The 23,683-nt window shown below is 47.2% G+C and carries 22 protein-coding genes; 4 read left to right on the top strand and 18 right to left on the bottom strand.

Features of this window, described 5'->3' with window-relative positions; translation table 11 throughout:
• Positions 1-342: 342 nt before the first annotated feature.
• The 5 genes from On2M_RS15260 to On2M_RS15240 all read right to left on the bottom strand — a co-directional run bounded on the left by On2M_RS15260 (position 343) and on the right by On2M_RS15240 (position 6,428).
• A complete protein-coding gene (locus On2M_RS15260; RefSeq protein WP_210905078.1) occupies positions 343-792 on the bottom strand; it encodes a hypothetical protein in 450 nt (149 codons plus the stop codon).
• Positions 792-3,155, bottom strand: coding sequence for a hypothetical protein (locus tag On2M_RS15255; RefSeq protein WP_210905077.1), 2,364 nt, complete (start codon positions 3,153-3,155; stop codon positions 792-794). The genes On2M_RS15260 and On2M_RS15255 overlap by 1 nt, the downstream gene beginning before the upstream one ends.
• Positions 3,152-4,660, bottom strand: coding sequence for a site-specific integrase (locus On2M_RS15250; RefSeq protein WP_247605024.1), 1,509 nt, complete (start codon positions 4,658-4,660; stop codon positions 3,152-3,154). Before On2M_RS15250 ends, On2M_RS15255 begins: the two co-directional genes overlap by 4 nt.
• A 31-nt stretch (positions 4,661-4,691) precedes the next feature.
• On the bottom strand, positions 4,692-5,510 hold the full coding sequence (locus On2M_RS15245; protein WP_210905075.1) for a site-specific integrase: 819 nt from the start codon (positions 5,508-5,510) through the stop codon (positions 4,692-4,694).
• 384 nt (positions 5,511-5,894) lie between these two features.
• Positions 5,895-6,428: a GNAT family N-acetyltransferase gene (locus tag On2M_RS15240; protein WP_210905251.1), complete on the bottom strand. Its 534-nt coding sequence runs from the start codon at positions 6,426-6,428 to the stop codon at positions 5,895-5,897.
• Positions 6,429-6,538: 110 nt separating this feature from the next.
• On the opposite strand from On2M_RS15240, the gene tam reads away from it, so the two are divergent.
• Positions 6,539-7,297, top strand: coding sequence for a trans-aconitate 2-methyltransferase (gene tam, locus On2M_RS15235; protein WP_210905074.1), 759 nt, complete (start codon positions 6,539-6,541; stop codon positions 7,295-7,297).
• Between the two features lie 131 nt (positions 7,298-7,428).
• Positions 7,429-7,806 carry a GFA family protein gene (locus On2M_RS15230; protein ID WP_151225452.1) on the top strand — a complete coding sequence of 126 codons (378 nt, stop codon included), beginning with the start codon at positions 7,429-7,431 and terminating at the stop codon, positions 7,804-7,806.
• Here On2M_RS15230 and On2M_RS15225 read toward each other — a convergent pair.
• Positions 7,803-8,717 carry a bestrophin family protein gene (locus On2M_RS15225; RefSeq protein ID WP_210905073.1) on the bottom strand — a complete coding sequence of 305 codons (915 nt, stop codon included), beginning with the start codon at positions 8,715-8,717 and terminating at the stop codon, positions 7,803-7,805. The genes On2M_RS15230 and On2M_RS15225 overlap by 4 nt on opposite strands.
• A 322-nt stretch (positions 8,718-9,039) precedes the next feature.
• Between On2M_RS15225 and On2M_RS15220 the strand changes: the two genes are divergently transcribed.
• Complete coding sequence (locus On2M_RS15220; protein WP_187252449.1) at positions 9,040-9,927, top strand: AraC family transcriptional regulator; 888 nt, start codon at positions 9,040-9,042, stop codon at positions 9,925-9,927.
• A 14-nt stretch (positions 9,928-9,941) separates the two neighbouring features.
• On the opposite strand, the gene On2M_RS15215 is transcribed toward On2M_RS15220, so the two are convergent.
• The 11 genes from On2M_RS15215 to sad all read right to left on the bottom strand — a co-directional run bounded on the left by On2M_RS15215 (position 9,942) and on the right by sad (position 21,947).
• Positions 9,942-10,505: a hypothetical protein gene (locus tag On2M_RS15215; protein ID WP_210905072.1), complete on the bottom strand. Its 564-nt coding sequence runs from the start codon at positions 10,503-10,505 to the stop codon at positions 9,942-9,944.
• An 18-nt stretch (positions 10,506-10,523) separates the two neighbouring features.
• Positions 10,524-11,246 (bottom strand): EAL domain-containing protein, encoded by a 723-nt coding sequence (locus On2M_RS15210; RefSeq protein WP_210905071.1) that lies wholly within the window; start codon positions 11,244-11,246, stop codon positions 10,524-10,526.
• A gap of 7 nt (positions 11,247-11,253) precedes the next feature.
• Positions 11,254-12,333 (bottom strand): type 1 fimbrial protein, encoded by a 1,080-nt coding sequence (locus On2M_RS15205; protein ID WP_210905070.1) that lies wholly within the window; start codon positions 12,331-12,333, stop codon positions 11,254-11,256.
• A gap of 37 nt (positions 12,334-12,370) precedes the next feature.
• The gene (locus On2M_RS15200) at positions 12,371-14,869 is read right to left on the bottom strand and encodes a fimbria/pilus outer membrane usher protein (protein WP_151225447.1); all 2,499 of its coding nucleotides are present in this window, start codon (positions 14,867-14,869) and stop codon (positions 12,371-12,373) included.
• 15 nt (positions 14,870-14,884) lie between these two features.
• The gene (locus On2M_RS15195; RefSeq protein ID WP_053088687.1) at positions 14,885-15,589 is read right to left on the bottom strand and encodes a molecular chaperone; all 705 of its coding nucleotides are present in this window, start codon (positions 15,587-15,589) and stop codon (positions 14,885-14,887) included.
• Positions 15,590-15,794: 205 nt separating this feature from the next.
• Positions 15,795-16,346: a fimbrial protein gene (locus tag On2M_RS15190; protein ID WP_003843639.1), complete on the bottom strand. Its 552-nt coding sequence runs from the start codon at positions 16,344-16,346 to the stop codon at positions 15,795-15,797.
• Between the two features lie 601 nt (positions 16,347-16,947).
• Complete coding sequence (locus tag On2M_RS15185) at positions 16,948-18,399, bottom strand: tagaturonate reductase (RefSeq protein WP_210905069.1); 1,452 nt, start codon at positions 18,397-18,399, stop codon at positions 16,948-16,950.
• A 106-nt stretch (positions 18,400-18,505) separates the two neighbouring features.
• Positions 18,506-19,033, bottom strand: coding sequence for a GNAT family N-acetyltransferase (locus tag On2M_RS15180; protein WP_151219183.1), 528 nt, complete (start codon positions 19,031-19,033; stop codon positions 18,506-18,508).
• Between the two features lie 80 nt (positions 19,034-19,113).
• Entirely contained in the window at positions 19,114-19,473 is a 360-nt protein-coding gene (locus On2M_RS15175) for a DUF4186 domain-containing protein (protein ID WP_210905068.1), read from the bottom strand.
• Positions 19,473-20,399, bottom strand: coding sequence for a glutaminase B (gene glsB / locus On2M_RS15170; RefSeq protein ID WP_151219181.1), 927 nt, complete (start codon positions 20,397-20,399; stop codon positions 19,473-19,475). Before glsB ends, On2M_RS15175 begins: the two co-directional genes overlap by 1 nt.
• Before the next feature lie 159 nt (positions 20,400-20,558).
• Positions 20,559-21,947: a succinate-semialdehyde dehydrogenase gene (sad, locus tag On2M_RS15165; protein WP_210905067.1), complete on the bottom strand. Its 1,389-nt coding sequence runs from the start codon at positions 21,945-21,947 to the stop codon at positions 20,559-20,561.
• Between the two features lie 102 nt (positions 21,948-22,049).
• On the opposite strand from sad, the gene On2M_RS15160 reads away from it, so the two are divergent.
• Positions 22,050-22,925, top strand: coding sequence for a LysR family transcriptional regulator (locus On2M_RS15160; protein ID WP_151219180.1), 876 nt, complete (start codon positions 22,050-22,052; stop codon positions 22,923-22,925).
• Here On2M_RS15160 and On2M_RS15155 read toward each other — a convergent pair.
• The gene (locus On2M_RS15155; protein ID WP_151219179.1) at positions 22,922-23,683 is read right to left on the bottom strand and encodes a DeoR/GlpR family DNA-binding transcription regulator; all 762 of its coding nucleotides are present in this window, start codon (positions 23,681-23,683) and stop codon (positions 22,922-22,924) included. The two genes, On2M_RS15160 and On2M_RS15155, sit on opposite strands and share 4 nt — an antisense overlap.

Genomic DNA, 23,683 nt, shown 5'->3' with positions numbered 1-23,683 from the left:
AATAATTACCCGGGTTAGAACAATCAGTAGTTAAACAATAAAGAAAAGTAGGTCAGTACACTATGTGGAAAAGCATTTCAGATTTGTTTGCAGGCGCTGCACCGCTGTTGAGTTGGTTGGGTTTTCTTTTGGGACTGTTGGTGTATTTCCAGAACAGAAAGACCGCTAAGAGGACAGCACAAATTGCGGAGGAAAATCAGGCTATTGCTAGGAGGGCGCAAGATATAAACCTTATGGATCCTCGTGTCGAAATCAGAAATGCATTTACAGCGATAATGGACGAATTCCCCCGCTTTGCCTACGGGTTAGGCGCACAAGATATTGCAGTCGCAAGAGATGCGTTCAGAAACATTGATTTTTTTTCCTTTCGTGTAGCTCCATGATCAAGTGCGGAGCAAGAAGGCTTTCTACCGGTATAACCGTATTGATTTTTACTGCTTTGACAATGTCAATTAATGACAAGGTATTCTGTGCTAGCTGTTCGCGCAGCTCTTTGTTCTCTTCCTGAAGCTGCTGATTACGACCAAGCAAAGCTTGACGAGTTTTACGATTCACATACTGCTGCTTTTCTTTGGGGCGAAGATTTAGGGGTGTTAGTTGTTGATCGACATAGGCTGCAATAAGACGTTTTCGTTCAATGCTACTTAATGTACTTAGGCCGCCATTGATGATGCCTTTTGATTTAAGTCTGGCGTGTAAACTTTTAGCTGAAATTGGCGATTTATCAAACCCTTCAATCAACATCAGCTGAAGCTCATGCTCAATCTGAGTATCCAATTCTTTACCCCGCATCAGTCGTCTCCTTGTTTGATTTTTTGATACTCGAAGGCAAATAATTGAGCCAAAGTACGAATTTCGCCTTCTACTTTTATCTCTCCAGACAGGACCACTTGAGAGGGGATTGCTTGCAACGAATTTGAGCGTCTGCGTAATTCCTTAGTTAAGGCATCTAGCTGTGTTAGATTTTCTTGGATATTACCTTGCATTAGCTGGTTGTCTGGAAGGGCTGCGGTATACTGTTCGAAAGCAAGCGTAGCCTCGTTTAACGCTCGACCTTTGGCTACAACAGCAGAGTATTCATCAATACGACCGGTCAACGTGAAATGCTCACAGGACTTCAATGCCTGACACTTCATTCGATATGGGCATCCCCACAAGTTAATGTCCCTCATACAGGACCCCAATTTCAATGGATGTAGTACCGCGTGCCTTTTCACCATTTCAGACGCTTGCGATGGCCCTTCGTTTTTACTTATTTCCTCGAACGCAGCGGCTATGTCTTCGAATAATCCGTCGCCTAACGATGCTTCGATGAATCCTGCAACGTCATCACGATTATCAAAGGTATGCAGATTCGCCTTTATATTGTTTTCCAGATTCTGCGTGCTGCTAAATACCATCATACCGCTTTGTTTTACCGCATCAAGTGGTGTAACAGCACCAACAGCAGTAAATATTACCTGCTCTTGTACGATCGGAACTAACGGAATAAGAGAAGCTGCCTTTCGCCGCTCCTTGAGAGCCAGATGCTGGTAATGTTTATTTTGTGTGATATCAACACGCCCCATCAGCATCGCTTGTAAGTGGTCTGATATTTCAGCAATAGCGAGAAAAGTGTTTATATTGTGACGAGGAATATGGGTGCGGAGCTGGGTAGGGCGACCGTCATCTTCTAGTAGCTTATATTTACTGAAGACCGAAGCATAACCGTCATAGTTACCAAGAAATTTGTTTAGCCCAGCATTACTCAGTGGCAGTGGTGTTGCTTTTAGCTCCAACGCTCTCTTTAAAGTCAGAGATCCTTTGGGGAAAAGGAACAATAAATCCTCATACATAATTTCATATCTTCTGCCATTTGCTACCCATGCATGAGTGCAGGGAGTATTTGCGCTGTTGTCGCCAAATTCATTTTTAAGGTACAGACTAAGGTCAGATTTTGAATAATATTTCACTTTTCCATTACCAGGAACAAGAATGACTTCAGTTGGGACACAGCCGCGTTTCGCTAACGCTTTTGACGCTTTATCACGTAATCCTGCACGACCCCGAGACTCTGATGAAGACAGGGCTATGTGTTCGACAATATCATCAAGTTCAACGAGTTCACCTGCAACATCACTGATTGCCTCGGGTAAATAATCAGCAAATCCTTTCGAGCGTAAATTTGTGAGATGCTTTCGTAATTCAAATGTTAACGACTTAACCGAGTTGAATATGCTCTCAACTAAGGGGACAGCTAAGGGCTCGACCCAATGTGTCCGCTCGCCAGCCCCCTTAACACCAACATAGTGAATGCCGAGAAAATAATCTGGCAATCCTTTGTCACGTAGACGTCTTCTGATGCCAGGGTTATCTATCTGTCGTTTGACCAACGCATCCTGCCTGAGATTGAATGCTTCTACGGAACGAAAACCCGTGATGATGAGTAGCAGAAGGCAATTGAGAGCAATCTTTTCAGTGCCGTTTTCTACACGCTGGATTAGTGACACGATATTAAGGAACCCTCGAATTGTAATCAGTGCATCTTCACCATCCGTGGCTGTATCATCCAGCTTGTCTTTTTGTTTGAGGGCTATTGTTTCCCGGGCTTTCCGGGTCAAATTGGTCTGGTTGGTGTAACGTACATCGGACACATATTGCAGTGCTACCAATGTGAACGCGTGATGGTTTACTAATTTTTGAATCTTAACGCAACGCCCCTTGTAGTTGGCTATGTTGGAATCACCTGGCCGGGATGCTGCACTCAGAGTATCCATCGCACTACGTACGACATCTGTAGTCAGATAAATGGGATGTGTTTGCCCGGTGATTTTAATCAACGCGCAGTACCAGCGTTTCAAAATAACCAGTGTTGCAACAGCAACCGCAGGGGAAATGCTGCGATTTCTGCCTCGATAGACGAGTACCAGCATGGCTTTCATAAACAACTGATAAGTGTCGGATACAGTATGGCGATCGTCGATTCCTTTGAGCCGGTTAATCTCATCAAAACGCAATGCATTAACACCATTGCCACGTAACCAGCCGGAACCTTTGTTCCCACATATCCAGACAAGACTATCCCATGATTCTGCAAAATCTACTGCCAAATGCTCTTCGAACCAAGCTTTCTGTTCTGCGATAAAAGCGTCAAAGTTCTCTATATTTTTTTTCATTTCCCGCAACCTCTGGCGTTATGCAAATGACAACGGGCTATCACTGACTTGATTTCTATTTGCGTCGTTTCATGGATAGAAATTAGTGGGTTGTGAGCATTACCGACACTATCTGAAACCACTATCAGCTCATCGACTTCTTTAGAGACGCTATCTAATACATCCTGGTGGCGGCCATCAAGGAAAGGGCGGTAATATAAGCAACCATAGCAGCAACGGACTTCACAGAAAGGGCATTCGTCATCGGTTCTCGCACAACCGCCAATCTCATAGTGCAATCGATCACCAACTATGCCAACTACACGTCGACCTTGCCATTCCCTTGAAGGGACCAACTTACCTGTCAGCATCATAGCTATCATGTTTTGCCATACGGGGTTAGAACCTAGTGCTTTAGCACGGATCAATGCCAAGGCAGGTGTCGCCAGGATGTAGTGCTTTGCTACAACTAGAGTTGAATGGCCAAGAATGTGAGCAATCTCCTCCGCACTGGCCCCTTGCATAGCCAGTGAGTGACCAACGCTGTGGCGTAGATCAGTTGGTGTGATTGATGGCAGGGCGGCTTCGCCGCAAGCAACGGCAGTTTGATAATCAGGGGGACTGAAGTTTAGAATAGTTTGCCTAATAGAGTGAGAGACAAAAATTGGGGCGGAAACACCCATTTCGAACATTTTATCATCAGATAATAACTCTGCTTTGTCTACGTAATACTTGATTAGTGCACCAATTTCCGGTGGAATAGCCAGCAGCAAACGCTCAGTCGTAACGCGTCGTTGCTTGACGTAGGGTAACAGAATACTATATCGAATTAGCCCACTATCAGTATTAGTGGTATCAATACGTAAGTCTCTAACAGCTAGCTTTGCCAACTGCACAGGGCGCGCCCCAGTAACATAAGTTAATCCGAGTACTGAGGCATATTTGAGCTCTCTAATGTTATAAGATTTACCTCTGACCAATGCCGTTGCCATTTCAAATAAACCTTTGCCTATCATGCTTTTTTCAAAAGGTTCGAGAAGATTGTCAATATCCTGATAAATATCCCAGTTATTCGCTTTTGGTCTGGGAATAAACTCAAGATCCTCATAGTCATCCAAAGTAAACCCAGGGAATTCTTCAGAACAAAGAATCTTCAAGCCAAATAATATAGAATAGAAGGCCCTAACATCGAGATCATCACCTTCTATGTACTGTCGCAATATAAGTAATGTAAAGCCACCATTTTCTCTGCAGTAACAGAATGCTTGTGTCCACTGATGTGAAAGTACTGGTAAGAAAGTCGGGAACATCGTTGATGCATATTTGAAACAAAAATACTTCAAGAGCGTGTTTGTTAACTCATCAAGCTTAAAATAAACGTACCGCTTACTTCCGGCATAATAAAAAGCCCATTTATCTCCCTCGTTATGAATGTGCTTATCATCAAAATCGGTACTGGATTTCAAATAAATATTTCTTGGAATAACTAAAGATTCTAACTTTGAAGAAAGATTCTGATCATACATTCCAGAATTTTGCGGGAGAAGTATGTTAGGCTTAATCTCCATTAAACAACTCCTTTATTAAACAGTCGAAATCAGAGTCATGCTGCCGTATTCGCTGGATGTTAGCTGTATTAGCTTGTTCAGATAAAAATCTTTTTGCGTAAAGATCAGGCATTTGGCTTTTTATGCTCCAACCACCAAGCAAACGGAGAGCCTCTTTTGCTTCATCCATCACCCCTACTGAAAGTGAATTTTTGACGAAATCATTACCAGAGCCATTGAATTTTTTATTTTTCAAATGATATAGTTTTTTTAAAGTCAAGTAAGCCCATGTATGCCGTGTAACATGAGGTGTAAATTTCATTAGAGCATCAAAGTGTTCAGCTGATTTGCATTCAGGAAAGTTAAGTGAAAAAACCTTATCTATCTCTGAGAAAATAAAATGCACTGCATTATAAGATAAAGGGCTTTCAGGATTTTGACTTGATACAAATATGAAATCGTGGGTAATTGAGTTTTTTCGGATTTTTTGCATATAAATCATAAGGAATTCATAATCTATTTTGTCTAGCTCCAAAACTCGATGTGAGTACTCATTTTTTAATGATGGTGCATGTTTTCTCGGATCAGTCATATTGCGAGGCATGCTAATGATTAAGCTAAATTTATCTCCTTTGATATTAGTTTTAACCGACGCGCATTCTAACAATAACAACTCACCAACACGCAACCCATAGTTGAGCATTAACCGCATAATTAAGTAATTGCGAAACTGAATAAATCCAGAAGGGAAGGGGTTTAGAACGCTATGTTTATTTTTTGAACTTGGTACGACTATGCGATATACATTTTTAACCATATCATCAGTCATACTCCGAAATCCTTGAATGACTCGAGAATAATACTGCTGATTGCCTTTTTTCAGAGTTTTAAACTCTTCTTTGCATATCAGCAATCGAGTATTGAGACGAGATGCATGACGAGATTCGGCCGTTTGAACTTACAATCTGGGTAAGCGAGTACATAGAAACACCCAACAATCAGCATGAGGTGAAGTAAATGTACGACAGACCTAATGCAATAAAAGGGAGGTATCTCAAAATTCACAACATGCTGATTTCTGTGGCCGCACGAGTAAAGCATGAAGTAATAGACTCATGGAGGTTATTTAACATAATATACATTATGCGCACTTAGATAGAGTAAGAAAGAACCTGAGTTTTTTTGGTCGTCCTTGTGCAGCTGAAACATAGTGTTAAACGGCGCTGCTGCGAATCAGACGATACAGGACATGTTGTGCTAATCGATGATCTGGCGGCAACGCGGGATGCACAAACTCTTCTGCTTTACTCATGCCAAGGCGTATCATCAGGTTCTCAGACGGTTTGTTCAGCACCGAAGTAAATGAAACCACCTCAGTTAACGCCAGTTCCTCGAAAGCAAAAGTCAGGCAGGCTTCGGCAGCTTCCAATGCCAACCCCTGATGCCAGAATGATCTCGCAAGACGCCAGCCTATTTCAGTACAGGGTGAAAAATGAAACTTATCAGGTTGTGGATGTAAACCTACGCAGCCCACAAACTGGTGTGTTTCTTGTAGTTCAACGGCCCAAAATCCCCAGCCGCGCTCTGTAATGCCTTCCTGGAATCTTGCGGCAAGATTGTCGCTTTCCGTCCGTAGCAATGGAGCCGGAAAAAAACGCATCACATCGGAATCGGCATTTAACGCGGCGAATGGCGCTCTGTCTTTCGCTTCCCACTGACGGAGAATCAGTCTCGATGTTTCCAGCATAAATCTGCCCTTATCATTCATTTTCATATAATCTTCTAAAAGAAGCTGCTCATCGGCAAGGACTAATGAACCCCCTTTCCGCCTTTTCTTCTTATACTGGAGATTCATACATGGCCGACTGGAACCCTTCGCTTTATTTGCAATATGAAACTGAACGTTCAAGGCCCGCAGCGGAATTACTTAGCAGAGTGGCGTTAGAAAGTGTTCGTTCAGTTGTCGATCTTGGCTGTGGTCCGGGAAACAGTACAGCATTACTGCATCAGCGCTGGCCTTCAGCTCAAATAACTGGGGTTGATACCTCACCTGCGATGCTGCATGAAGCGCGCAACACATTACCAAAATGCCATTTTATTGAAGCGGATATCAGTACGTTTCAGGCAGAGCAACCCGTGGATCTGCTTTATGCCAATGCATCGTTACAGTGGGTACCCGAACACTATGATCTGTTCCCAAATCTGGTATCGCTGTTGGGTCACAACGGCGTTCTGGCGGTGCAAATGCCGGATAACTGGCTGGAACCTACGCACGTTCTGATGCGCGAAGTGGCTTATGAACAGGGTTACCCCGATCGGGGCCGAGCGCCGCTACCTGGCGTACATGCCTATTATGATATTTTGACCGAGGCGGGCTGTGAGGTGGATATCTGGCGTACGACGTATTATCACATTATGGATTCTCATCAGGCGATTATCGACTGGGTAAGCTCTACAGGCCTGCGTCCCTGGTTGCAGGATTTGACTGAAAGCGAGCAACGTCAGTACCTGGCGCGCTATCATGAATTACTTCAGGAGCAATATCCACTACAGGAAAATGGCAAAATTTTGCTGGCATTTCCACGTTTGTTTATTGTTGCCAGACGCAATAATTAAGCATTTATCATCAGATAGATCACAGGAATGAACTATCGTCTATGAGCGCCCTCGCCTTTTTATCATAAGTATCTAGTGGCAATGTCGGGCATCTGCTAGTGTCTTGCAACGTGATTATGACGGGGGTTGTTATGTCTAAAATCTACACTGGTGGGTGTCTGTGTGGTTCTATCCGCTTCACTGCCAGCAGCCCTAATAATTCCCATACCTGTTCCTGCAATATATGCCAGAAACATACTGGCGCACCGACCGTCGTCTGGATTGAGTTTGATGCGGAAAATGTTGAATGGACGGGAAAAGCCGGAAGACCAACAATCTGGCGCTCATCAGAGACAGCCAGTCGAGCCTTTTGCCCCCAGTGCGGCAGTTCTGTGGGCGCTATTGATGACGCCCCGGTAATTGCGCTTTTAGCCGGGGCTTTTGACGATCCTAACGATGAAGACCTGGCGCCAGAGTTTCATTCGTTCTACGAGATACGGCCGATCTGGTGGCAAAACGAGCGCAACTAGGTTAATTGGTAATGCTTATCCGGCATGTGCTTTGCTGGCACATTTGTTTCATCATTCATTTGCAGCAAATCGATTTCGATTGCATTGCAAATCGCATCCAGCGGCAGATCGTTGTTCTCAGTGCCAAATGGATCTTCAAGCTCTTCGGCAAGCGTGTCGAGCGAAATAAAAGTATAGGAAATAAGCACTGAAATAAACGGTGTCATGTAGTGCAGATCGACCACCAATGCGAATGGCAACATGATACAAAACAGGTACACAGTACGATGAAGGATCAAGGTATAAGCAAACGGCACCGGGGTATTAGCAATCCGCTCACAACCGGCCAGTACTGCAGACATATCATTTAACCTATTGTTTAAACTGTGAAATAATATGTCAGACAGTTGACCATTACGTCTGCGTACGGCCAACCACTCGCCCATCAGCAACAAGATGCGGTTTGCCGGTGATTGTGAGGCAAATACCGTCTGTATATCTTTCTCGCTCAGGTACTTCGCTAACGGCTCTGCCTGAGGCTGTCGGCGTAAAGTCATGCGTAAACAGTGGGCAAATGCGATTTGCAGATGAACAAAATGCCTCAGATCAGCGTCGTCCGGTAAGGTGGTTTTAACCTCTCGCAGTAATGAGCGGGAAGTTATCATCAACTGCCCCCACAGGTGTCGGGCCTCAACGTAACGTGAATAGCAGGCGTTATTGCGAAATCCCAGAAAAATAGCTATCGCCACGCCGAGAATGCTGAACGGTGCCAGGGTAAATTTGATACCCAGCATCGTATACCATGGCAGGATGATAATAACCACAATAGAAAGAAGGAAATTAAGAAGCAGCCGGGTAAAGATTTTTGATAATACGGAGCCATGCCAGACAAAAATCAGGCGTATCCAGTGTTGTTGAGGTCTAACGATCATGGTTATCTTAGAAATGGTTGGAAGCCAACGCATTAAACTTGATTGTAATCAATGTTGCAAGCTTCTGACCACACCAGCTTCTTCCCTGCTAAAAACTGAGTCAACTCCGTAGTTACGGAACGGTGTTTTTTGAAAGTGCTTATTGTATGTTGTAACTAAATAAGATTTATCATTACCATTCGGAAAATACCTCACATTCGAAACAGATAACGTATGCTAACTTTATATTGAATGACCGGACGGGTATTGTATCTTCAGTTTCTTAGTGGTCATTACAGTTATTCATTGGGATATAAATTATATAAAAATCAGAGAATAAATTATGTACATTAAAGAATGGCTCGCGAATCAGACGCATGTTGCCACCTCCGTTTTTCATCTCGGTAGGTACTGCGACGACTGGAAAGCCTCAACATACCCAACCGGTATGCCCAGTTTTCATTTGGTGCTGGAAGGGCAATGCTGGCTTCGCTTCACCGATCGTAACACTGTCGTAAACCTGTCCGAAGGTGATATTGTATTCTTTTTCTTTAATATGCCATTTTATTTGGTCTCTTCTCCCGAGGCGAATGCCGAGAATATTCCAAAAAAATCGATGTATTCCATCAGTGAACCTAAAGATGGCGATACCGCCCTTCTGTGCGGTTTTTTGCACCCAAAAACCATACAGGGCGAAATTCTTTTTGCTCTACTGCCGGAATTCATGATAATCAAAAAAGATGATACATCCAGCCAGAAAATAAGCCAACTGGTTGCTATTTTACAGCTGGAGTGTTCAGTCTCACAATCAGGGTGCGAACTGGCTCTCGCACGGCTCACCGATCTTTTATTGGTTTACATTGTTGAGCAAATTGTTGATGAACATCTTGTCGATATAAAACTGTTGGATATTTCACAACACGCCCCCTTCTCTGATCTTTTATTGCAGATTATGCATAACCCTACACTCGACTGGTCAATTGACATGATGGCCGGTAAAGTAAATATGAGTCGCTCAACCTTTATCAGAAAGATAGATGATATATGCGGTTATACTCCTAATGAGCTGGTAACCCGACTGCGTATTAACATCGCCATTAACTTATTGCGCAGAGGCTACAAAGTTGAAGAAGTAACATCACGCGTGGGCTATGAGTCATTATCCGGATTTAATAAAGCCTTTCGAAAAATCACGTCGAGCACACCCGCTGATTTTTGGAAAGTACGTTAGTTATCAATGCAAAGCTACTCTGCCATACCGTGCATGTCATGCTGTTCATAACGCAGGTATAGTGAAAATGGATGGCTCAATAACCCACTAAACTTTTTAAGGTTGAGCAATAACATAATATTATATTTGTGGCTAAAGAGCGTTTTTATGGCAATATTCAAGTCATCCGTAATCACACGCTGACTCTTATGCAATAATGTCATAGTTATGATATGATGTTGTCTTCTGGTTAAATATATTTTAGGTTGCCATTCATAGAACCGACCATGAACAACCAATTCTCTTAAATCTTGTACCTGAATTGCTCGTGGGATAAACCTAACCTTCATTCCAGGAAAGCATTTTTTAATCCCAAAAGGTGACATAATATACATGCGTTCAGGTTCAATCAACACAATCCGCTCGGCCAGTGGCGTATAAATGACATTATTTTTAAAAGTATCTAATATCACATGAGCATGCCGATGACGTTGCAGACAAATATCTTCTACACAACGGATATGCTCTGTCATATCCGGACCCAAAATACAGGAAATTGAATAAAATAAAAAACGATCCTGAGTAATGACGAGATACACATTTTTATCCTGTGAAAATTAGCCTGATGGCGCGGTTAAGACGGAGTTAACCCATAATGGAACTTCTGGAATGCGATCAATATCGGTACGCTGAAACAGATGCCCCTGAAGCCAGCAATGCGGGGTCGTCATCAGAGCCATTGTGTGGCCGGTGTGTTCTACTCCCTCCACGATGACATTTCCTGCAAAACGAGTCAGATCGCGGATAACCTTTCCCAGCCATGCCTCATCGCTGACATGGTGTTGCCAGAAAAAAGACTTATCAATCTTCGCCCCACTAAAATATCCCCTGATCAGCAAACCAAAATTGTTATGGCTTCCGGAGCCAACATCATCCAGCCACATTGAGGCATGGGGCCGTAAATGATGCAGTAATCCCCGTTTTTCTTTGTCTGAGGTGGGGAAATGCTCATGTATCTCAAGACGAATAAACGGCATTTTAGCGATCATAGAAAGTACGGCCTTGTCACGAAGAAGCCAAACAGCCGTATCAGCATCCACATTCAGTGAGATAACGATGTGGTGGCGAACCAACCAATTTTGCCAGCAGCTAACACCGTGCAGTTGGCGCACAAAATTTAGCCATTTATACTCCGGCGTGAGAATATCGGTCACATCGTTGTACGAGACCGTATTCCCTTCAGGCGTCGTAAACGATGTCAGCACTTCCATGGCAACCAGACGCCCCGCCATGGTATAAACCGGCTCACAAACATAACGTTGCTTATAGCTGTTTATCATGCTGCGATTACTGGTAATTAATAGTGTAAGTCAGGCTAGTTTTGATCGACCCGCCCTGCACCGAATCGCTGGTTCGGATGATACGCGCGCCCAACGGAAAACGGACTGAACCACTGCTGTCTCCAACCGTCGGCGTGACAACCATATTGCCCGCGAGATTCTGCGCAACGTAGGTTCCTGATTGTTTCGAGGCGAGCTGTACGCCAAATCCTGATGCGGTGGCCGTATTATCCAGAGCGACAATTCCATTTACGGAATCAATAGCGGAGGTGTTCGGTGTCAGCGTCATAGTAAGTTTGTTGGGCGCAATACTGCCTGACTGGGATACGCTGCCAGAATTAAAGCCTTGAATATTGTACTGGGTATAGCTTCCATTACTGTTATTACCCAGGAATGTAGAACACCCGGTCAATGTCACTGGCGTATCCACCCACACACTGGCGTCACCCTGATTTCGTAAGAGTGTGGTGTTAGTCGTTCCCAGATCCCAATTAAAGTTGGGCGTCGTACACGTTGGCGTTTGCAGCGTAAAACCGCCGGTAATCGTATGCCATGCCACTCGAGTCGGATTATTGTCGGCATCTATAGCATCAATTCTCACTTGCGGAAAAAGTGCGCTATTCACTGTTCCGGCAGTAATTGGCCCCATTTTGACCAGCTCAATAGTGAACACTAACCAGCCATCAGGACTGTAAATACCCACCCAGGTAGTATTAAACGGATAATATTTATTCTCATAAGGGTTACGAAAACGCACCCCTAATCCATTAATCCCCGTTTGATAGATGTTGCTTTGACCGGGGTATAGCGTGCCTCCTGAAAGACTCATGCGCGAATAGGCACCAGAATTAGTACAAGTCACAGGAACAGCCGTATAGCCACGAACCTGCTGTACGCGGATATTACTCCCTACTGGAAAATCCTCTCCGGCACTAAACGTTGCAGCCTGGAGTGGAACCTGAACGGTATACTGCTGATTTCCAGTCGAACAGACGGCAAAGCTATGGCCAGCAAATAACAGCCCGCTCGTCGCAACGAACAGCTGAACTATCCGCAGATGTATTTTGGAACGAATCAAACTGAACATGTATTCTCCATGATCGTAAATCAAAGCGGCTGTTGTCTTAGCGTCCGCACGAATAGGTTATCTGCTGCATCGCTTTCGCTTCATCCGTCACGCTGAACGGCATAATGCAGGTACTGGCTTTGCCTGTTACATCATGGGTGGCAAACAGCTGGCCTGTTTTTGTATTTACCCGGGCGTAGACCATTCCACCTTGCCCTACCATGCCGACGGTATTGCCCTGACTATCCGTTACCGTCGCGCCGAAGGATAAACTTACTTCTGGTCGCGCTGGCGTCAGCAGTAGGGCATAGCCTTGATGCGTGGCAAATTCCGCCACCACTACCGCACCTGCGCGCGGCACCACATTTTGAGTGGTATTTTCGAGTTCAACCTGGTGAGACAGATTTTTCGGATCGAGGCTGACCGAATTTCGCTGATAAGGCATTGAGGCAGGCATGACAGCATTGCCCCAGCGGTCCAATTTTAATCCCGGATAACTCAGCACTTCCGCACCTGCAGCACCTGGGGCATTCACTACCACCCAAGTGTCACTGGTATAAGGCGTAAAGGTTACTCCGTGTGGATGCGCCACTATCGAACCTGACAACCCACCAGACAAGGTATGGTTATCCCGACCTACACCTACAGACGCATTGACGGATGTCCATGGTGAAAGGTACTGACCGCTTACGCTACCGGTACTGCCACTTTGTTCACTGTGGGTTCCCGAAACGCCCCAGCTCATCTGCTGCTTATCTCCGGCAGTTCCGGCCAGCGCTACCTGCTCAGCCAGGCCACCGTTATCATGGGAAACCGAACTACTAAACGTGACAGGGCGCTCCTCACCCAGCGGCAAACTGAAGGAAACCAGCCAACTGGTTTCCATGTTTCCCTCTGGGGCACGGTTACGCGTAGCGGTCAGGGTATAACTCAATCGTTTCCAGCGGTTTGAGTAACCAAACTGGTATTGCATGTCGTTCCCATTGCGATTCCAGTAATTCTGCGAAAGCCCGGTGGCAGAGAATGTCCCCCAACCTTCCGCCAACCCCTGACTTAACGTCAGGCTGTATCGGTTTTTGGTCCGGTACAGTAACCCGGCATAAATCGCATCCCCTTTCTGCAAGTTCTGGTATTCCATGGCCTGAGCAAAATCCAGATAATCACGCGTGGAGAAACGATATGCGGCCAGCGCAATATTGCTCTGCGTGTCAGAAATGAGTTTGTTGTAGGTAATGCGATAACTTTGCCCGCTCAGTTTGTCTCTGCTCGTTGAGGTCATAGCCTGGGTCACATCCAGCGCCACGGCACCCAGCGGGGTCGATACCGCGCTGCCGGCCTGATACGCCTGATAGCCATCGCTAAATTGGGTTCCACCATACAACGTCAAGAAGTTAGTAATACCCTGCTGCCAGGTCGCCTGATAAAAAGGCTGACCGTCACGCCCATTCGACTGACGGTATTTCCCTGCCACCGCTTCATAACGCGATGCGCCAGGACGCAACAAATCTGCTACCGAGGCGTAAGGCACAAGGAATGTGCTTTCACTACCGTCCGCTTCGCGTACGGTCACGCTGAGGTCGCCACCATAACCGGTAGGATAAAGATCGTTAATAACAAAAGCCCCTGCCGGAACGGTAGTTTCATAAATCACATTCCCGCTCTGCCGTACGGTGACGCGCGCATGGCTGCGGGCGATACCGCGGATTTCAGGTGCATAACCGCGCTGTGATTCAGGCAACATTTGATCATCGCTGAATAGCGAGACGCCGGTATATGACAACGAATCAAAAAGACGTCCTGAGGTATTAGCTTCACCCACCAGGAAACGACCGCGAACAGAGCTGACATCATGCTGGAGGTAAGTATTAATGCTTTGATAACGATTGCCGCTTCCGGTCTGATTGGTCAGGCTACCGTTATGTCGCAGATACCAGCCTCCAACGTTAAGCCCGCTGTTCAGACTCAAATACTGTGAGTTAAACGTTTCACCGCCAGACGATGATTGATAGGCACTGGCGTTGTAACCCATAAATGCCGCCAGACTGCCATCCTGCCAGAGCGATGGCGACACGGTACCGCGCGCCGTTTTCGCGAGATCCTGCTGGGGTACGGCAATAACCAGCTTTTGCTCGCTGTTATTCCATGTGAGTTTTGCTGATGGGATCACCTGCTCTACGGGCACGCAGTTGCCGCGGGTCAGCTTATCCGTGTCGTGCAAAGCGGACGGCATAATATTCAGGTGAGCCAGCAACTCTGGAGTCATGCAGGCAACAACCGTCCCTTGAGACGTTTTATTGAATGTCATTTTCTGCGTTGTCACCAACTCATCATTTAGCCAGATATCCGCTAAATACTCTCCCGCCGGCAAGTTGTTCCCCTGCCTGAACTGCTGCAGGTCGATACCCGCTGTATACGCGCTGTCAAGAAATGTGGTGTTGAACTCAACATCATCGTCTGGCGCTGCCATTGCCATAACAGGTATGATCAGTAATGACGCATATATCCAGGCAACGGGCTGCCCTGCCGACAGCATTTCAGCAAGATAAGTTTTACGCATGAGTATCCCCTGGTATTACAACCGGTTTACAGGTTCTGTAACCGATGAGCCGTAATCGTTAATCGCTTCCACGGTAAGGCCATCCGCCACTACACCAGAGGGAAGCGTCAGATCGAGACTGCCGTGCGGTGCCAGCATATCGGCGGGGATCGTTGTTTTTTTGCCTGCGTGCGTCGCGGTTACAGCCACGGCAGAAACGTAGTACGCCGTCGGATTACTCAGGATGATATGATTACCCTGCGCCTGCCAGCGCAGCTGCGCGATTGCCGTACGAGCGCCTTTGTCGTCAAGTGTGACAGGGCGATAAAACAGCTTGATCCGTGATCGAAAGGCCACCTGTACCTGATTTGTCCCTTTCTCACCTACAGGCGGGATTTCCAGCACGTTTAACCAATAAACGCTCTCTCTGTCGGCGGGCAAAGCAGTCCCGGTATATGACAGGCGTAACGTTTGTCCTGCGTCGGCATTCACCCGCGTCAATGGAGGAGTCAGTACAAAAGGAGTGCGCATTGCGTCAGGTTTAATTTCTGGATTACCGTCATCGGTCCAGCTTTGCAGCAATACCGGATATTTTCCTGGATTCGTAATTTGCACGCTGATATCTTTTTCCGCAGCATGATAAATGACTCGGGTGGTATTGATTTGAATACTGGCATACGTCGCTGGTATTCCCGTAGCCAGTAAAAGCGCTGTAGCAGAAAAGAATCGGTGCAGTTTCATAGTATTATTGCCTTTAAAACAGAATATTTAACGATATGCTCTTTATTTTTATAAAATCCGGAGAGGAAGGTTCGACATAAAACCTTCCACTCCGGCTTGTTACGAAGTAAGAAAATTACTGGAGTTTATAGAACACTTTGAAAATGTTTATCTATATTATTCGGAGAAATACTTTTACCAAATTTTCTTAAGTAATATTCTGATATCAGTTATAGATCAACGAATACGTTACGCTAGACGCAACCGCACCAGCAGTAGCTGCCCCCGTTGCATAATAGCGTACGGCATATGGCAGAGTTGCATTACCACCACTAATAGGCACGTAGTTACCCGTGTTCTGCGCAATGTCGCCAGCCTTAATTGGCGTATTCCCGGAACCGTCAACAAGCTCCAGCACAACATTGGACGCACCTGTTGTATTGGTATTAACAAGACGACCATTACTGTCTACATTTGCTCCTCTTTCAAAAAAGGCCTTAACAGTGCCCGCGCCTGCTGGGTTAGTCGACGCACACCCAGTGACATCCATTTTAAAAGATGTCTGACCCGCGACATTACCTGCGGTACCTAAAATATTTGCCTGAACAGTTGGCAGCGTCACAGCCGCCGCAGTACTACCTGTTGCGCCATTAATCGTAGCACTACAGGTCTGGTTATTTACCGCACCGGTAAAATTAATAGTACCATTTCCGGCTGCCTGAACAGCAGAGACAGCAAATACGCTGCTGAATGCAACGATAGCGGCGATTTTTTTCATTATGTTGTTCCTGATAAAAATATAACGAGTTGTTGTGCATTTCAAAAAGAACAGAGTCTCTCTGAGAAGCTGAATCGATTATCAACAGGCTAAAAATTAAATCAACAACTATTTAATCAACGAAAAAAACTGAAAACATAATTATTTCCTAAGATTTCCTCACTGATAATAACTTACGCGACAAATATCTCATCAAAAATTTCAATTGGTATCGTTTAATGAAATTTTTGTAATCCCCATCCACTAAAAGCCTTCATTTTTTCATGGTTTTTATATAGCTTTATTTATAACTTTTTTTACAGATTGGATCAAAAATGTTATATGCAGAAACAGGTAAAATGCACTTAGTTTTATATGTCGTTAGAGATAATGGTGGTGATAATACCCATGGGGACTACTTTCATCATGATGCTATTATGGTGTGTGGTGTAATTCTATAGTTTTATAATTAAAAAAAGTATAGTTTGCACGGGTGAACTACGGAAAAAAACATAATTTGTATTACAAAATAAAATAGCTCAGGGAGAGTAACCTCTCCCTGAATTAAACACCTTTGCGGCCTGCTAAAATAAAAAGCTTATAAATGAATATTAAGCATTTTTTAGCACAGTGGTTTCACGGCTTCACGCATGCCTTTTGCCAGGATGGCATCCAGATCGGCAGAAACCTGCTCCACCAGCCCAGAAACCTGGGTCAGGTCTTGCTCCCAATGTTCTTTGACCGCCAGTACAGAACGCACCAACGCCTCAGTACTTATCTGGCGATCGCGATGTTGGCTCCACAGTTGTTGGAAACGTTCAATCCAGTGCGCATCATCCTGGACCGGATAAGACTCACCGTTACGCTCCCCGCGGTAGAACGCAATCAATGCCGCCAGCGCAAACGTCAGACGTGCGGGCAATTGACCGCTGGCCTGTTGCCCGGCCAGCAGTTGCGGCAATATGCGGGTACGGAATTTAGTCATGCCGTTCAGGGCAATCGACAACAACTGATGCTTGATGTACGGGTTGCAGAAACGCCCCGTCACCGCACTGGCAAAGGACGCCAGCTCATCGCGCGGTAAATCCAGTACCGGAATGATTTCTTCATAAATGGCTTTTTCAACAAAGGCACAAATTTCCGCATCATTCATTGCTTCACCCACGGTGTCGAGCCCTGCCTGCCAGGCAACAGGAACCAGTGCGGTGTGTGCGCCATTGAGAATCGCCACTTTCCGTTCTTTATACGGTTTGATGTCATCAACAATCAGAACGTTGAGCGGATATTTATCCAGACGCAGTTCCGCAGCTAACGACTTCGGTCCCTGAATAACAAACAGATAGAAGTGTTCTGCCGTATCAAGAAATGCATCGTGGTAACCCAACTCAGCTTCAAGTTTCGCCACCTCGTCACGCGGATAACCGGTAACAATGCGGTCCACCAGCGTGGAACAAAATGCGTTGGCCTGATCCAGCCACTGAATAAACGCCTCCGGTAGCATCCACTCCTGAGCGTAACGCAGAACCAGTTCACGCAGCGCATCACCATTGTAATCAATCAGTTCGCACGGAATGATAATCCAGCCTTTATCTGACGCGCCATTAAAATGGCGGAAGCGTTCGAACAGCAGTCGGGTCAGTTTAGCCGGATAACTTACTGCTGGCGCATCCTCAAACTTGTCGCCCGCGTGATAGCTAATGCCTGCTTCAGTGGTGTTAGAAAACACAAAACGGATATCCGGATTATGCGCCAGCATCAGGAACTCATCGTATTCGCTATAGACGCTGATTTCGCGGTTAACCGAACGAATCAAACGGGCATCGCTCACGGCTTCGCCCTGCTCATTCAAACCACGAATGATGGTGGTATAGAGACCATCCTGGGTACTCAGCGATGGCGGGAAAGTACTTTCGATAGGACGAACAATGACCACACCGGCGTTCAGATCGGTATGTTCATTCAGCAGATCTACCTGCCAGTCAACAAAAGCGCGCAGGAAGTTACCTTCACCAAACTGAATAATGCGTTCAGGATACTGAGCACCGGGGAAATCGCGACGATTTAGTGTTTGCACAATGGGTTCCCTTTTTAATTAGTCATACAACCTGATTGAATTGGTACAATAGGTTATCAAACTTTAATACATTGAAACCCTGTTTTGATCAATCCCCAGCAACAAATTAGAGGTATTTATAGAAAAGTGTGGTCCCGGTCAGCGTCCCGTCTGGCATTTTGGCATAATCGGGTATCACCCCTACTTTTTGCCATCCGCAATTGTGGTAGAACAACTCAGCGCCACTGCCCGTCGCTGTATCGAGCACCAGCAACGTTTTACCTTGCTCACGTGCGCAGCTTTCCAGTTCGCTCATCAATTTTCTGGCAACGCCGCCCCGCCGTGCCGAGGTGTGCACCAGCAGTTTAGCGACATCCGCACGATGAGGCTGATTTTCGGGTTGATTGAGAATAAGCTGGACGGCACCGACAAGCGCCCCCTGAGCGTCCTCCGCGCCCAGAACAATCCTTTCACCACGAGTAACACTTTGTGCGACGTTCAACCAGAATGGCCGTGATTTATCACGATTAAAAGGTGACATAAAGCTAACGGAAGCGCCGTTATTGACGCATGTTTCAAGGATATCGCTGAGCTCGTCGACTCTCGACAGAATCTGTGCCGCGCTCAGCACAAAGCAGGGGGTAGAGGAAGCCATTTTTTCTCCTTAGATTGACGCCTTCATACTGCTTTTAACAAAAGCACAACACAAGGAGTCGTATCATAGGATTATGTTATCTATGGCTTATTCATTTGGAGCACTAACCAGTGATAAATCACCATAACAACGTAACGTTGTTGTTCGTTGCTTAACGCCACACCCTGAGGGATATCATGCCATTTCGCCAGGCATCCCCGACAGCAGGTTGCCGTGGCATGTTGAGCGATAAATACCGGATGTCCGCGCATGGGGGTCTGTTTGCCATCATTGGCAGGAAACGCCGGAGCCAGTCGTTTAGCAATAAAATCCACAGCGTGTTGTTCAATAACCGGCGCACCTTTATCCAGACAATATTGTCTCTCTTTGTTACCAAGACGAAAGCGCGAGCGGAACGTTGATTTCGCCAGCCGTGCAAAAAGAGGATCGAGCCTATTCATCAGTAAACCGAGCGCCCCAGCTGTTGCGTTAATTGCTCCAGCACCGCGATGCCGGCCAGTGAGTTTCCCGCCGGATCTAACTCAGGACTCCAGACGGCAATCGCCATCTCGTGGGGAACGATAGCCACAATACCGCCACCGACGCCAGATTTCGCCGGTAAGCCAACCCGCCAGGCAAATTCCCCTGCGTTCTGATACATGCCACTTGTCGCCATCAACGCGTTGATCTGCCGGGCCTGCATGGGTGTAACCACCGGCTCCGTAAGATGAAAAGCATGCCCTTGATTTGCCAGAAAGACGAATGTACGCGCCAGTTCCACACAGCTCATTTTCAGGGCGCAGTAGTGAAAATAATTTTGCAATACGGTGGTCACGTCATGATGGAAATTGCCAAAGGACTTCATTAGCCAGGCGATAGCCGCGTTACGTGCTGAGTGCTCAAACTCAGAGCGCGCCACCGTCGCATCATAGGCGATATCCGACACGCCGCTTAATGCCCGTACCACTTCCAGCATCCGTTGACGCGGTGCGCTCAGACGCCCTTGCAGCATATCGCAAACCACCAGCGCCCCTGCATTGATGAAGGGATTACGTGGGATCCCCTGCTCCATTTCCAGCTGCACCAGGGAGTTAAAAGGATGACCGGAAGGATCTTTACCGACGCGTTGCCAAATCTCATCTTCCTGATAGTGACGCATCGCCACGACCAGACTGAGCACCTTTGAAATTGACTGAATAGAAAAGCGCTCTTGCGCATCCCCCGCCTGGTAGTGCTGTCCATCAACGGTGCAAATGGCAATACCCAGTTTTGAACCGTCGACGGAGGCTAATGCAGGAATGTAATCAGCGACTTTACCTTGACCAATCAGCGGACGAACCTGCTGCACAATGGTCTCTAAAATTGAATTGTTCATGGCCCTGGCCACAACATGCTCCTTGCTCGCAGGTATGAAAGGCCTGCGAGTATAACAGAGCTGAATACGCAGCGTCAGGCCGGAAGGCGGAATCTGGCTATAGCCTGCATAAGCTGGTGAGATTCATAATATACAATTTCGAAAGGTGCCCCCGACGGAGGCACCACACCATCAGAGGCGGTTTTTCCAGACAGTTTGCACGTTACAGAACTCATGCAGACCAAAGTGTGAAAGCTCGCGGCCAAACCCACTTTTCTTAACGCCACCAAACGCAACGCGGGCATCGCTGGCGCTGTAGCCATTGATGAATACGCCCCCACATTCCAGGCGTGCCGCCATCTTCTGAGCCAACGCTTCATCCGCCGTGAATACCGTGGCTGATAAACCGAAATCACTGTCATTAGCCAGTGCTAAGGCATGTTCCGCATTCTTTGCCACGGTAATCGCCGCGACCGGACCAAACAACTCCTGACGGAACGCCGTCATCTCCGGGGTGACATTACCCAGTACCGTCACGGCATAATAGTTGCCCTTACCGGCAATTTTTTCCCCGCCGAGAAGCAACCGCGCCCCTTCAGCAAGGGAGGCTTCGACCTGCTGGTGCAACTCATCACGCAGATCAAATCGCGCCATCGGACCCAGATCGTTTTCTTCATTTAACGGATCGCCCATTTTCAGCGCGCTCGCGGCCGCCACAAAGCGTGAGGTAAATTCTGCCGCAATCCCTTCTTCGATTATAAAACGCTTGGCTGCCGCACAAACCTGCCCGGTATTTTGATAACGTCCGGCAACTGCAGCTTTAACGGCCAGCTCGAGGTCGGCATCATTAAGGACAATAAACGGATCGGAACCACCCAGTTCAAGCACGCATTTTTTCAGCGCTGCGCCCGCCTGAGCACCAATCGCCGCACCAGCACGAACACTGCCCGTCACCGTTACGGCTGCGATACGTGGGTCATTGATCATCTGACTCACCCCGGCGTTATCGGCATTCACCCAACCGTACACACCTGCAGGTACGCCGGCATCAGCCAAAACCTGCGCGATAATCGCAGCACAGCCGGTTACGTTAGGCGCATGTTTTAACAGATAGCCATTTCCGGCCAACAGAATTGGAATGGCGCCACGCAGTACCTGCCAGAGTGGGAAGTTCCACGGCATGACCGCCAGAATGGTTCCTACGGGGCGATACTCAATCACCGCCTGATTGTTTTCCACCAGCGTGGGTTCCGGATTGAGCATCTCCGGTCCATGTTCGGCGTACCAGTCACACAATGCGGCTGATTTGGCCACTTCAGCACGCGCCTGCTTGATGGGTTTCCCCATTTCACGTGAGATACACTGCGCCATCTCTTCCGCGCGATTACGCAGAGCCTGCCCGATATCACGCAGCGATTGCGCACGGTGCTCAACGGAAGTGTGTCTCCATTCGCTGTAACCATTCGCGGCAAGGGTCAGTGCATGAGTAATCTCTTCCGCGCTGGCCCACGGCATCGCCGTTAACATTTCGCCATTAGCAGGATTGACAGAAATCGCATGTGTTGCTGCAGTGATAGTCATAGTTGCCTCTCTTTATCGCAGGGTATGGTTATATCATGCGCATATTTACTCTTTCTGAAAAATGAATAATATTAACCACTCCATTCACGAATAGAGAATATTATGGACCTGACGCAACTGGAAATGTTCAATGCCGTCGCGGAGACGGGCAGTATTACCCAGGCTGCCGCGAAGGTGCATCGTGTGCCATCCAACCTCACCACCCGCATCCGCCAGCTTGAGGCCGACCTTGGCGTCGATCTGTTTATTCGTGAAAACCAGCGTCTGCGGCTTTCCCCGTCCGGCCACAACTTTTTACGCTATAGCCAGCGGATCCTCGCACTGGTTGATGAAGCGAGAATGGTTGTCGCCGGGGATGAACCGCAGGGATTGTTTTCGCTTGGCTCGTTGGAAAGCACCGCTGCCGTGCGCATTCCTGCGACGCTGGCTGAATATAATCAGCGTTATCCCAAAATTCAGTTTGCGCTGGCGACCGGTCCTTCAGGCACAATGCTGGATGGTGTGCTCGACGGGACGCTGAACGCTGCCTTTGTTGACGGACCGATTACCCACCCAGGCCTTGAAGGAATGCCGGTCTACCGTGAAGAGATGATGATTGTCACTCCGTACGGTCATCCTCCCATCCAGCGGGCCAGCGACGTTAACGGGTGCAGTATTTACGCCTTTCGTGCCAACTGTTCCTACCGCCGCCATTTTGAAAGCTGGTTTCATGCCGATCGCGCCATGCCCGGCACTATTCATGAAATGGAGTCGTATCACGGGATGCTGGCCTGTGTGATTGCCGGCGCGGGGATCGCGCTGATCCCACGTTCGATGCTGGAGAGTATGCCAGGACATCATCAGGTCAACGCCTGGGCGCTAAGCGAAAACTGGCGCTGGCTGAATACGTGGCTGGTATGGCGCAGAGGCGCAATGACGAGGCAACTGGAAGCGTTTATTGAGGTATTGAACCCCCAGTTGTCGCAGACCAGGGATTAACTGGCAATAGTCAGTTGGCAGGGTAGCTGTTCCAGTTGCTCGCGCACGTCTTCATTGAGATGCGCATCGGTCACGATATCCGTCAACGCATCCAGATGTGTAACGTTAAACAGTGACCATGCGCCGTATTTCGAACTGTCCGCCAGCAGTACCCGACGTTTGGCATTAGCAATCAGGTCGCTTTTCAATCCGGCCTTCTCTTCAGTCGGCGCGGTGATCCCTCGTGTTATGTCCCAACCGTTGCAGCTCAAAAACGCGATATCTGGCCAGACGTTCTGCAGCAGTTTACGTCCATGTTCACCGATGCAGGACTGACTGGAATCATCAATACGTCCGCCAATAATGGTCACTTCAATTTGTTTAAACTCAGAGAAGAAAAGCGCAATGTGCAGATCGCTGGTGATAACCCGCAGCGGCAGATGGGTGAGCTGACGAGCCAGCTCAATCATTGTCGTCCCCGCGTCGAGAACAATAGCATCACCGGCTTTCACCAGGTTTGCCGCCGCACAGGCGATAGCCTGCTTTTCCAGCAGACTACGCTGCATTTTCTCATGCGTGGTAGGTTGTGAAGGAATAAACCGGTTAAGCGTGACGCCTCCGTGGGTACGGCTGATGACACCTTCCTGGTCAAGCTTGATCAGATCGCGACGAATGGTCGCCGGAGAGGCCTGAGTCACAGCGACGAGCTGTTCAACAGTCGCCAGATTATGCCCTTTCAGATAATCCATAATCTGTTCTAACCGATTATATCCCTTCAT

This window comes from Citrobacter sp. On2M, assembly GCF_018035235.1.
GTDB classification, from domain to species: Bacteria; Pseudomonadota; Gammaproteobacteria; order Enterobacterales; family Enterobacteriaceae; genus Citrobacter; species Citrobacter meridianamericanus.
Note: the sequence above shows the minus strand (reverse complement) of the source record. Positions and strands in the feature narration are given on the sequence as shown.